At 38.9% G+C, this 12,331-nt stretch carries 14 protein-coding genes and 1 pseudogene; 2 read left to right on the forward strand and 13 right to left on the reverse strand.

The window, feature by feature from the left end; translation table 11 throughout:
* Window positions 1-13: 13 nt before the first annotated feature.
* The 13 genes from A9G24_RS13085 to A9G24_RS09760 form a co-directional block, all read right to left on the reverse strand.
* The gene (locus tag A9G24_RS13085) at window positions 14-1,036 is read right to left on the reverse strand and encodes a phage tail protein (protein WP_081303155.1); all 1,023 of its coding nucleotides are present in this window, start codon (window positions 1,034-1,036) and stop codon (window positions 14-16) included.
* Window positions 1,029-1,619: a YmfQ family protein gene (locus tag A9G24_RS09705; RefSeq protein WP_065638833.1), complete on the reverse strand. Its 591-nt coding sequence runs from the start codon at window positions 1,617-1,619 to the stop codon at window positions 1,029-1,031. Before A9G24_RS09705 ends, A9G24_RS13085 begins: the two co-directional genes overlap by 8 nt.
* Complete coding sequence (locus tag A9G24_RS09710) at window positions 1,610-2,677, reverse strand: baseplate J/gp47 family protein (protein WP_065638834.1); 1,068 nt, start codon at window positions 2,675-2,677, stop codon at window positions 1,610-1,612. Before A9G24_RS09710 ends, A9G24_RS09705 begins: the two co-directional genes overlap by 10 nt.
* Window positions 2,670-3,083, reverse strand: a complete 414-nt coding sequence (locus A9G24_RS09715) for a phage GP46 family protein (RefSeq protein WP_065638835.1) — start codon at window positions 3,081-3,083, stop codon at window positions 2,670-2,672. The genes A9G24_RS09710 and A9G24_RS09715 overlap by 8 nt, the downstream gene beginning before the upstream one ends.
* Window positions 3,084-3,138: 55 nt before the next feature.
* Window positions 3,139-3,702, reverse strand: coding sequence for a phage baseplate assembly protein V (locus A9G24_RS09720; protein ID WP_065638836.1), 564 nt, complete (start codon window positions 3,700-3,702; stop codon window positions 3,139-3,141).
* Window positions 3,702-4,775 (reverse strand): phage baseplate assembly protein, encoded by a 1,074-nt coding sequence (locus A9G24_RS09725; protein ID WP_065638837.1) that lies wholly within the window; start codon window positions 4,773-4,775, stop codon window positions 3,702-3,704. Before A9G24_RS09725 ends, A9G24_RS09720 begins: the two co-directional genes overlap by 1 nt.
* A complete protein-coding gene (locus tag A9G24_RS09730; protein ID WP_081303156.1) occupies window positions 4,772-6,151 on the reverse strand; it encodes a DNA circularization protein in 1,380 nt (459 codons plus the stop codon). The genes A9G24_RS09725 and A9G24_RS09730 overlap by 4 nt, the downstream gene beginning before the upstream one ends.
* Window positions 6,151-8,328, reverse strand: coding sequence for a phage tail tape measure protein (locus A9G24_RS09735; RefSeq protein WP_065638838.1), 2,178 nt, complete (start codon window positions 8,326-8,328; stop codon window positions 6,151-6,153). The genes A9G24_RS09730 and A9G24_RS09735 overlap by 1 nt, the downstream gene beginning before the upstream one ends.
* Window positions 8,329-8,477: 149 nt before the next feature.
* Window positions 8,478-8,780: a phage tail assembly protein gene (locus tag A9G24_RS09740; RefSeq protein WP_065638839.1), complete on the reverse strand. Its 303-nt coding sequence runs from the start codon at window positions 8,778-8,780 to the stop codon at window positions 8,478-8,480.
* Window positions 8,780-9,142 (reverse strand): phage tail tube protein, encoded by a 363-nt coding sequence (locus A9G24_RS09745; RefSeq protein ID WP_065638840.1) that lies wholly within the window; start codon window positions 9,140-9,142, stop codon window positions 8,780-8,782. The genes A9G24_RS09740 and A9G24_RS09745 overlap by 1 nt, the downstream gene beginning before the upstream one ends.
* On the reverse strand, window positions 9,142-10,641 hold the full coding sequence (locus A9G24_RS09750; protein ID WP_065638841.1) for a phage tail sheath subtilisin-like domain-containing protein: 1,500 nt from the start codon (window positions 10,639-10,641) through the stop codon (window positions 9,142-9,144). The genes A9G24_RS09745 and A9G24_RS09750 overlap by 1 nt, the downstream gene beginning before the upstream one ends.
* Window positions 10,631-10,816, reverse strand: coding sequence for a DUF2635 domain-containing protein (locus A9G24_RS09755; protein ID WP_065638842.1), 186 nt, complete (start codon window positions 10,814-10,816; stop codon window positions 10,631-10,633). The genes A9G24_RS09750 and A9G24_RS09755 overlap by 11 nt, the downstream gene beginning before the upstream one ends.
* Window positions 10,806-11,450 (reverse strand): phage tail terminator protein, encoded by a 645-nt coding sequence (locus A9G24_RS09760; RefSeq protein WP_065638843.1) that lies wholly within the window; start codon window positions 11,448-11,450, stop codon window positions 10,806-10,808. The genes A9G24_RS09755 and A9G24_RS09760 overlap by 11 nt, the downstream gene beginning before the upstream one ends.
* 299 nt (window positions 11,451-11,749) lie before the next feature.
* Between A9G24_RS09760 and A9G24_RS09765 the strand changes: the two are divergent.
* Window positions 11,750-11,972: pseudogene (locus tag A9G24_RS09765) on the forward strand (transposase); the annotation flags it as partial.
* 100 nt (window positions 11,973-12,072) lie between these two features.
* Window positions 12,073-12,331 (forward strand): IS3 family transposase (locus tag A9G24_RS09770; RefSeq protein ID WP_442902764.1); only part of this gene is annotated, 259 nt, incomplete at its 3' end.

Consider the following 12,331-nt stretch of genomic DNA (forward strand, 5'->3'; position numbering starts at 1 on the left):
AAATCTCCTAAAATTATTCTGTTTTAACTATATACATAAATGCAAGGTTGCGCGGGCGGTTTTGATTTCCAACAGGAACGACTCGCGACACATCAAAATCTACTAAACTATGTTCAAAATAACCGCTGTAACCGGCTCCGTGCAACTTGGTGCCAGTTAATGCAAATGCACCGGTTTGAACCTCACCATTATAATTTCCAGCAGAGCTTTTAAATGTACCTGTGATATTTCTGATTGCATCTTCTTGCCAACTCAAAATAACTCGATAGGGATCTATACCCCGCGCATTATCCCACCCTCTGATAAATTCACCGCGCAGATCTGGCAACCGCCCCCAAGGAAAAACTGAAGCTAATCTAGGAAATTGATTTACATCAAATGATGCTCCGTTACATTCAAACCAGCCAGCAGGTGGCCGATCCTGAGGCCACGGCAGAGGTATGCCCGGCGGCAATGTAAAACCTCTAATATATTGTTCTAGATTCAACACCTTGTTGACGGGAATATAACCCTCACGAAGCACCCCGTCCTCACCGATACCCCACGGCAGGGAATGGCGAACCGTGTTATACATTCCCACAGTCCCGTCATCTCTCACTATCAAATAAAAACGCTTGTCATGAGAATACACTCGTGATTCAAATCCATCAGATTGAAATTTATCTGTTATCGCATCTATTCTATTGTGTGCATTTTCCGCATTGCTGTTCGCGGTTATAGCTTGGTCATTTACTTTTTTGACAGCCAACGGTGTTGCTGCTTCGGTTTCTGATGTGCTGTTGATTGATGAGTTAAGCTTTACGCTACCTTTCTTGACAAATTCTTTAATGGCTGTAGCGAGTTGATCGTGCTTTGATTTATCAAGCTTAATACCTGCTGACTCAATCGCGTTGGCAATTTCTTCTTGAATAGCATCACAATAAAGATAGTCTAATTGCGTTGCTGGTGTGCCAGTTTGTGGGTTACCACGGGTAAAGCCATTTTTTCCTTGCCCGAACTTATCTTTTTGGGCAGTGGCTGTATCAATTCTATGCATTTGTTACTCCGTATTTAAAAATTACATAAGTGTGTGATGGGCATAATTTATTAATTATGCATTCGATTTGTTTATCGCCCCACATTCTCAAAGGTGAATCGCATCCGTCATTACAAGTCATGTCTGTTATTTGATAATTGTGAGGTATGTTTACAATCCAATAGAAACGCCACTCTTCATCGTATAAATAGTCTTGGCATGTTGATTCACAGGTAAAAACATCATTGTTATAGTTTGTGATCGTGGCATCTAAATAACCGTTGGCTTTTAAAACTTGTAGAAAAAATTCTTTACTTATGCCGCCGACCAAATTTATCTTAGAGTCTAAACGGTTGCGCCGAGTAGTTAGCGTTTGAACATCCGATGGATAACAGTTATCCGGTAATCCGCAAATCTGCTCATATCTATCTATCAGTTCTGTCGTCGTTTTGGGATTGATTTCTTGCATTAAATCATCTAATCGAATATGCGTTTTTGATAGTGTTAATGCTAGTGATAAAAGGATTGGTTCTGATTTATCCCACGCAGGACCGTAGGGCAATAAGTGCCCTACCATGCTTTGGTATTGTTTTTCTAAATCCATTCAATACCCCCGAAGACCGCTACCTGATTTTTTTCTACAAATATATCTTTATCGGGGTAAACTAATTCATGGGCATACTCGCCGAATGATGAACTAATCACTTCGCTAATACGTGATCTAAATAGTGTTGATTGTGGTCTCCCTTCGCGTAACAAAAATTCTTTTAACTCGGCTTCTATTTGATAACGAATTTTTGGGTTATCAGGTGTGACCATAATTTTAAAATTAATAGGTTTGGGTGTTGGTGAAAACACTATCAGCATAGAGCCAGCAACGGGTGCCAGTGGATCAATATGTTTTTTGACATTTTGAATTGTGGTATTGTCTAAAACGGGATTAACGGGATCACTATTTGCAACCATCACGCCAACGCTACCCGCTCCAGCCCAATGACGATAACACCAAGCCCTTGTAACGCTAGGTACTTCTTTTGCCCACTGTATATAATCTTGATCAGCACCACTTTGAGGAGTGTAATACCATCTGTCTATAACACGTTTTCTAAATGCTTCCAAATCTTCAATATCAGCACCTGCTTCTATTGAATCAGCAAAACATGTTGATGATAGTCCAGTAACAGGGGTAATCAGTGACATACTGGTACCATCATCGCAGTTTCCTTTTTTACCTACCTCGTCACATACTACAGGTACTCTTAAAACATTATTTGCTGATGTTGTCGTTTGGGTAACGGTATACATGCGCTGATCAACTTGACGTCTGACTTTTTGGTCTTTATTGATAACAATGCCATCAGCCACTTCATCAAATCGAATATAACCAACTGCTGGTGTAGGTTGTTTTCTATAGCAGCGTTTCATATTTCCATGCCGAGTTAACCAAGCTTCGTCTGCTTGATCGGGCAAAATATTTTTAGCCATATTTTCAATGTAGCCTAATAACATATGTGTAGCCCCTGCGATAACTCGCCCATAGACTTCAGGATCGTTGCGTCGCAGTGAAATTAATTCATCATCGACGGCTAGGCGCGCATATAAATCATTGCGTATAGTTGTGATTAAATCGGGTAATGTTGGTCTTGAAAATCTACTAGACATTAATATCACTCCATAAGTTGTCAAACCTAAATTCTTCATTGCTGCCATCTTTTTTATAAATATTGATAGTAGCAACTAAAACGGTTAAATCGGTTCGCTTTACTGAAACATCAATACGTGATGCTAGCCCATCATCAAGCATCCATTGCACCGCTTCTTTTATATAAATTTTTGCAAAATTGGCCGTTTGATTAGTCAATTTAGCTCGAGATAATAAATAAAGCCGTGATCCAATTTTGTCATTTGCTATACTTGGGAATGAATCGCCCCACCAACCGTACGGGTGTTCTGAATCATCACTGGCGTTTTTGCGTCGCCATGTGAATAGCGAAATTATCAGTGCACGACATAACTTATTTTGAATATTAGTGGGATGAGTATTTCTACCATTTATTGTTAATATCATTTTGTTTTAGCCATAAAAAAACCGTCTGATGACGGTTGATGTAATGAAGTGAGAGTTATTCTAATAATTGATTAGGCGTTTGTGTAATCGAGTTTGTTTCGTTATGCGTATGACCATTATAAATAGTTCTGATATTTGAAATAGTGCTAGTTTTGTCTTCTATTTCCCCAGACGATTTTAATGATGGTGTATTAAACTGTGTTGCTGATGATGCGTTAACTGTTAAGTTTTTTGTATTTAACTCTATGGCATCATCAGCATTCACAATAAATTTATTAGTTTTTACATTGATTTCATTATTGCGATTAAAAATAATGGAGTCGCCTTCGTCTGTGTAAATAGCAACTTCACCTTTTTTAAGCGACTTAATACGGTAGCGACGATCGCCAGCGGCAAGAATCACACCATGCGACTTATCGCCGTCTAAAAATAACGCTACCGCTTCTGCTCCGTCAAGCGGACGCGACGTAAAGCCGTATGGTTCTATATGCTCGACATCACTTTTTTGTTCGCCACCTGACATTTTGATTTGCAACGTTTGGCATTTACTTGCACTGTTACTGAATGTGATATAGCCCCTAGATACAAGGTTCATTATTTTATTTAAAACTTTACGCATTAGAATACCTCGCCATCGGATTGCTTACCTTTTTTCTTCTTGGTTTTCTTCTTATCAGGCAAATAGGCTTCAACGGGTCCTACTTTTAATTCGCATAACGTTCCACGACTGCTTAAGCTGTATTTAACTTCGGCAATAACCAGTTTTTCATTATCATAACCAAGTAGCGGATCATTAACGACAACCATTTGATTCGGTTTCCATAACGTGCCGTCACCTTGTCGCCAGCCTTGTACGGTGTAAGTGGCTTCTCTGGTTTTGCTTGCCCTCAGCACTTTTTCCATTTCACAGCGTTCTTGGCAAGTACCGTTATTCGAGTCGCCAGACTGCTTTATAATTAATGGACGATAACGCAGAATTGCCTCATCTTTAGATGTAGATCTCACAGATGCGAGCGTTGCTTCACCAAAGTTTTTATCATCACCGACGCTTTGTCCTGAGACAAAATAATCGGAATACCGATCTTTGATACTCTTTTCAGTATCCGCCGACAAAATATTAGCTCCTAAAACCAAGGCTGTTTTTGCCTCATCTGAACCAATATCACCAATTACTACTTGCCCTTGCTCATCATCAAACACAATAATTTGTTGCATGCCCATTATTTTACTAATGACATCAAAAACGGTATCCCCTTGGTCCGCTTGAATACTCAGAGATCCAGCATCATTACCTTGGTTGATAACATTTAGCTTAAAGGGTTTCACCAAATCTTGAATAACTTGAATAGTTGAACTACCGCTATATTGCTTGGGTTCTGCACTACAATCAACACAATCTGCGGTTTTACTTCTGCCGACAATGCCCATTGATAGCGAACCTGCATCATATCTAATCGGCAACGCTTCAACGTAACCCGTTAAAACCACATCATCATCGATATACACTTCGACTAAATCACCATTTTTAACATCAATTTTTGTTTCTGAGTCATCACCTGATGATGGCCATTGTCGAGTAATGGTGACATTAAAATCACGGGCTAGCCGTTCAATACCGGCCGAAATACTTACATCAGTCCAGCCACCGAAGTACTTACGGTTAACTTTTAAAAAAACGTTATTATCACTCATGGTTTGGGTACTCGCAGCTCTTTAACGGGAATAAAACCAGGATGAAGAATATTGTTGCGAATCGATATATCACCACCACGGGTGGCATTGTTATAGAGATAGTGCGCTAAAACTAAATCGGGCAATACTTCATTAGGCATATAAACAATAGTTTTTTCTATTTTGATTAAGCGTGCATTGATATCTTGGTTAACTGCAGCTTTTAATTTTACTAGTGCAATATATAAACCATCATGCTCGGTTCTTGACAGTTCTTTATCAAACGATTCATTAATGGAATCTTTGATATCTAGTAAATCATCAAATGAAATTGTATTACTTTTTTCAACTGTTGATGATGTTGATATGGTTGAGCTTGTTATGTTAGCCTGTGGATTGTTTATGTTCCCATTTGGCAAAACATCCCTTCGACTGAAATAATTCTCTTTTTTATCTTTTGTAGATTCTAATGTGACAGGAGCAAACGCTTGTTTTCTTTTATCTTCAACCTGTTTCGGTAGTGACGCGATTATTCGTGATGCTTCTGTTAGTGCGGTTACTCGAATCGCGGTATTAATTAGGTTTTGATTTTTCTTTCTTTTTTTGGTGGATTTGCTATCGGTTGACCAAATCGCACCGGGTAAAATGCTTTTTATAAATGATATACCGTTAAACACTTTTACTCTTGCTATTAACCCATTTATAGAATTTGAGAATTTTGTTGCACTCTCCCAAACATTTTTAATTGAATTAATAATGGATGAACCACCAGCACCAAGAATGGGCGATAAATCACCATTTAGGATTTTAACCGCATCATTAACATAGGGAGTTATCGCATTATAAGCATCAGCGATGTCATTTAAAATTGACATGGTGTCATCCAAAATACTGCTTTGTACAAAATCGGGCGCATCGATTAAGTCAAAATCTTCAAACGCATCTAATAGCTCTTGATCTACATTATCTGCATTTTCATCAACCACATCATCAGTAGCAATAGATGAATCGGGGAAGATTAATTCACCCGCCTCAACAAAAGAGAATGAAATAACACTCATTCGACCGTTTTCAACGGAGTTACTTATTGTTGCGGTACCTACAATATTGACATTAAGTTCACCAAGTATTGGATGGATGAGTATCCCTGCGCCTTCTTCCTCGATTGCTTCTATCAGTTTTTCAGTTTGTTCTTTGTGATCATCACCAATCACAAAGGCGTCAATTTTATTTTTACGTGCTGAACGTCCCAGATCTTCGGTATAGGGTACATCCCTAAACGGGTATTCATGTGTTTGATTGCGCCGACCGAATTCAGATGATGTACCGCTAACTTGAAACGGTACACCACGAAAACTAGCCGGCAATAAATTATTTAACCAATTCATGAAATTCATCAATATATTCCTAAAGCATATGGATTCCAGCCAACATCAGCTTTAGTATTAAAACCTGATGCTTGCTTGGTTTGTTTTACAACGGTTCCTTGTGGTGCATTTTCAAACTTCACAACCAATTCACCGTTGCTATTTCGATTTGCATTACTATTTGAAAAGTTATTGAGTGGCATTTGCGGTTTTTGATAATATGGGGATGCAACCATTGGACGGGTCATTTCTTTCGGTAAACTCGCTGTATCAACCGTAACTTTTACTTTCTTTTCATCTTCACCAAAAATAGAGTTCCACACGTCTAGTAACGGCTCGATGCCAGACTTAACATTATCCCATAAGTTTTTAAAGAAATTCTGAACACTTTCCCACACTTTTGGTATAGCTTCACCAGCGTCTTTGAAAGGTTCGACAAATACATCGATGATCTGCATTACATGAGGTTGAATAAATTCCCATAGATCGCTAAAGAAATGACTTACCACCTGCCATGATTTTACAATCTCTTCACCGCCTGCTTTGAAGCCTGCTATAAAGAAGTCAATAATAGGCATAATAAATGGTTTGATAAATTCCCATAACTCACTGAAAAACTTAATCACAGCATTCCAACCTTCTTCAATGAGTGCCGCTCCAGCTTTGAATCCGTCAATAAAAACATCAAAAATAGGCATGACATAAGGCTTGATTACCCCCCACAGCCACTGGAAAAATTTAACAATATCATCCCAATATGTAATGATTAACACTGCTGCTATAGCAATACCAGTCATAATAAATCCTATTGGGTTCGCAGCCATTACAGCATTCAAAGCCATTGATGCTGCACGTACCTTTTTAAATACATTTGATAATTTTATTTGAGCTGCTGTGTGAAACTTTGTTGCCAATTCATTAGCTTTGAGTACGCCATTGTAAATATCGATCCCTGTTGATAGTGCATCAACAATAGTATTCACTCCCGCACACGCAATCCGTAACCCAATTAACCCCGCAACCGCCATCGCAGCCATCTTCACTAGTTCAGGGTTTTCTTGAATAAAATGCCCGAATGAAATAACCAGCGGTGTTAACTCCTCTAATAGTTGACTAAATACCGGTAATAAGGCGTCACCAATTGATAAACTAATATTGGTTAGCGCATTGTCAAAAAGTCGTAATTTATTTGCGGTCGTGTTTGAACGGGATTCATATGCTTTCTGCATTGAACCAGCATATTGAGAAGCATCACCAACCCGATTAAAGTTTGTTTTTAATAGCTCCATATTGTCGAGCAATGGCGATATAGCTGCAACACTTTCTTTACCGAATAACATGGTTAATACAGCCGACTGACGATCTTTAGACACTTCACCTAATGATTCAAGTACCGACATAATTGTCCCTTCGGCATCTTTCTGCATTCCTTTTGCTATTTGAGTTGATGTGAAGCCTAACTGTTGCAATGCCTCTTGTTGCTCCTCAGTCGCTCCTATACCTGATGTCAGCGTCGACATAAAGTTTTTAATACCCGTGGCTGCCTGATCGGTATTTGTCCCCGTTGCAATAATTGTTGAACTTAATGCCGCTAATTTATCAGCACTAACCCCAGATGTTGCCGCAAGCGTCCCCATTTTTGTGACTACATCTGAAATATCTTTTGCTTTTACACCTTGTGCATTACTCAATAAATTGATCTTGTCGGATAAGCCAACAACTTCACTTTGAGTGAGTTTTAAATCCGTTCGCCAAGTAGCCATATTACTGACAGCCTCTTCAGTTGAGGTACCAAATGCAATACCCATTTTTACGGCATCTTCAGTAAATTGTATCAAATCATCCTTTGGGATATTTGCCTGACCACCTGCAGCAACGATAGAGGCGATATCTTTTGCTGCTATTGGCAAACGTAATGACATTTCACGAATATCTTGCCCCATTTGTTTAAATTGTTCAGGCGTATCAAAGTCAACAACCTTTCTGAGATCCGCCATCATTTCTTCATATGCCATCGCATCCTCCACCCCTTTTACAAATGGCTGAGAAATAGAAAGGCCCGTTACAGCATCTTTTAAACCAAGTTTGCCAAATCCTGATTCGTTCATTTTTTTTTGGAACTCCTCAAGTTTTTCTTTCATTTTGTTTAATTGAGGTGACAGCTTATCAACACATGTCACTACTGCTTTTAAGTTAAAGCCTGCCATTTATGATTCCTTGCTATTTTCTATGCGATTTGCTTGTTCACATAATTCAAAAACTTCGGATAGTGAACGTTCTTCTATGATATAAAAGGGGGAGAGTTGCCAGTACTTGGCGAGGTCAAAACAAAGGTTTACAAGATATTCGATTGTGATTATTTCACTGTCGCCTGTTCCTCCACTGTAGGTATTGTCTCCCTCTCCTTTGGGCCAAAGCACATCATGATTTCACCTGTAATCATTAAAAAATCATACGGGGTGAGCTGTTCAACAGAGCTTGGTGTAACGTTACCTAGCGCAACAATGTAATCGGCCACTTTTTTAGGGTCGCCAATCATTTGGCTATCAAATGGGAAGCCTAATTTTTTGATATCTTTGACTGTTGGCTCTTTTAATTCCAGTACATGTAACTCATTGCCGTGTGCCATAATCGGCTGTGATAATTTAATTTCTTTCATTATTGATAAAATCCTTCTTCACCGTGAAATTCGATTTCTGCTGTACCTTCTTCGGCATTGTGATTGACTTCACCTTCAACCCAGGCATTAGACAAAACGTAAACTTTGCCGTTGGCCAGTTCTGCGGTAACGGTCATTGAATCACTCGACACCAACTTGTCGATTGGAAAATCGCCCGGTACTTTAAATGTCCCTTTAATGTAGGGTGCACGGAATGTTTCTTTGTAGTGAACGCTATTATCTAACCCCAAAATGCTTTCTTTAACGTTAGTATTCATCGGGACTTCAATACCGCCTGTTAATGATAGTTGGTTGGAATCAACTTTAATATAAGTTGTTCCAGCAATACGTCGTTGTGTCATTAGTTTTTCTCCTCTGGATATTGCAATCTAAACTGTGCTAACACAGCAAAAACGCGTAATTGATTAACGAGATCGGGTGGGAATAACACATCCAATCGATTCGGATCGTTGACATTTCGTTCAACAATTAAGTTCTTCTTGAACACATCAAAATTTTCAACTAAGCCTAGTAATTCTAATTGACGATAAGTGGCGTTGATTTCTGCCTTAGCGACGGAAGGGGTGATAATTGCCTGCCCAGCACCAAATCTGGTTCCATCATTTGCCAATTTATGCCGCGGGTATTTCGATGTGATCACACTACGTAATTTACGTAATACATAAGCGAGTGTATGAAGTGTTTCACTATCTAAATAACTATTATCGGCTACACCGTAACTGTTACGTTGATATGTGGTAATATCTCGCTGAATTAATAAATTACCGCTAGAAGCATATGCTGTCGCAATACCGTGGCTTAATAATGATTGTTGCTCTGTAAGCGTGAATTGGTGACTATCGGATGCTGGCAATGCACCATTTAATAACCCCGTTTGCGTTGGGCGAGCCGGATCATTACGAATAAATACAGCATTACGAGCAGTTCGCATCGCAATTAATTCATCAATACCCGTTTGAATGGTTTTCTCATAACCTGCAACAGTAATATGTTGGTAATTTAATTTATCACCAAACTCTATAAGTTCGGATAAATCGCCTTTTTTAGCAGTATAAGCATGTCCATACAATTGGCGCGCATAGCTCCAACGACCTGTAGTATCATCCATTTCATGATTAAATGTTGCCAAAGATGATAAGTCATTAAATGGAAATGCGATAAAATCAAGGAGTTTGTCACCCATGGCGGCAATAACGGGCGTTAAATCTGGAGTGCCTGTTCCACCATACATTTGAGTAATAACAATATTTAAACCGTCTGGTGTTTCTTCTCCGCCGATTGTGCCATAGTAGTTAAAGCACAGAGGAATATCATTACCGCTCAATCCTTTGTGTTTGGCTGTTAGCGTTATTGTGCTATTCGTCACGGTTGCGGTAACAGGTAAATCAGGATGAGCATTAATCGCATTATGCAGTCCATTTGCTATGCTTTCTGCAGTATCAGAAACGGTTACTCTCGATTGAATTTTACTGTTACCAATATAGAGACTTAATGTGCCTGTTTCTTCTGCGGTGCCTGATATTTGGATAGTACCAGATGCATTCGAGCCTGCTGTGGGTTCATCTACAGCGATGACAAAAAGCTCACCAAAATTATCGATATTGCGATAGGCTTCAACCATTCTAGATAATTGACTGCCTCGTCCTGCGAGTTTTTTAGCTTGATCTACAGACGACATAATAATGAGCTTATTACGTTCAATGGTACTATCCGCTAGCGGATAAGCAATAATTAATGAAGCACCGCTATCTTGAATTGTATTGGCCGCAGAGGAATCCACTTCCGCATAAAATAGAGGAACTTTTATATTACTAGGAATGTTGTTAAAACTAATTGTCATTTTTAGCTACCTTTTTTTCTTGTTTTACTTTGATGTTTGTGACTTCTTCAACATCATTATTTGTAAGTCGTCTTGCCCAATATTGGTTAAACTCAACATTACGACCGTTAGTTGGTAAATAATCCCCATTATCTGGATCATATACCTGTTTGTTATTGACAGATTTAATTATCATTGTCTCTCTCATAGATATTGTTATTTTGAAAATTCACAGTTACCCCCGAATCCAGCTCATTAATAACCCCTGATAGGGTATCGAAGTTTCCAATGTTTAACGGGTTATACTGCGGAGGTTCGGTAATATCAGGGTTGTTTGGATCGGGTTGCCAATCAGGATCAGGAATTGGGTTATCAATAGCGTTTAAATCAAAGGATTGGCGTGTATCTTCAAATCCAACTTCGCGTACTGCACTAAAATTAAATTGATAAAAAATTCTCCCTCGATCTAAATCGAGTAAATCCCCACCATCATATTGAATGGGGTGATGCGCTGGTGAAGGTTCATAACCCAGCAATGCTCGCCAAAGTTCGGTTTTTATATTTTCGACAATGTCGTATGCTTCGTGTTGCCCTCGCTCATCAAGAGGCTTTAATACAACAATAACCCCAAACCCCTCTGTCACATTTTGCCAATAATCTGTTTGTGACTGGTTATCTTGTGCGCTATCATCAAGCGGAACCACATAAGCGGCAGGTAATTTTAAAAATGCCGTATCTTTGATAGCTGAAAATTCAGCAGCCCCCCCAACACGACCTTCAAAGCTAGGACTAAAATGGCGCAATGTGTGAACGATATGTGATAATTTCATTGTTTAACCTAATTCATTAATTTACACGGATAATACTGACGACTGTTCAAGCGTAGCGACAGCATCACGGAATAATATTATTGCTTGGTCTTTAGGTATTAAGGCCAGTTCAAGTTTATTCGGAATGATGTGGTCTACTACGATAATGTGTTCATATCTGCTTTACTTTAAACATGTAACATAGAATATTTTAGTTGGACTTTACACCATCTAGTGTTGTTGTATTGTAACTATCCCCTAAAATAGTACAGCAAAAAAGTAGAAAATTCTCTATGATAAAAGTAAAAGAGGATTCAATTATGAAAAAAATGACTGAACATCAAATCGTCGCTATTTTAAAAGAAGCTGAAGCAGGTATTCCTGTCAAGGAACTCTGCCGTAAATATGGCATGGCAAATTCAACTTTCTATAAATGGCGAGAAAAATACGGCGGAATGGAAACCTCTGATATTAAACGTTTAAAGGAGCTTGAGGCCGAAAACCGTAAACTTAAACAGATGTTTGCCGAACTGAGCTTAAAATCCCAGCTTCAGGAAGAAATCATAAAAAAGCTTTAGTGCCCACAAAGGTACGTAAAATGTGGGCACAGCAACTACAACAAAATCATTCAGTTACTATTGCTATGAGTTGTGCCATTGTTGGCTTAAGCCGTTGTGCTTACTATCATCAACCTAAGTTACCGGATGATTCGGTGATTATTTCGGTGTTGAATGCTATCACAGACCGGCATTTACGCTGGGGCTTTCCCAAATGTTTTAATCGCATCAGAAAGCTCGGCTATAAATGGAATCATAAACGGGTGTATCGGGTGTATTGTGAGTTAAAACTTAATATTAGAGCTAAACGTAAAAAACGTATCCCCCAACGAACACCAGAAAAGC

The organism is Gilliamella sp. App6-5 (assembly GCF_001690525.1).
GTDB classification, from domain to species: domain Bacteria; phylum Pseudomonadota; class Gammaproteobacteria; order Enterobacterales; family Orbaceae; genus Gilliamella; species Gilliamella apicola_H.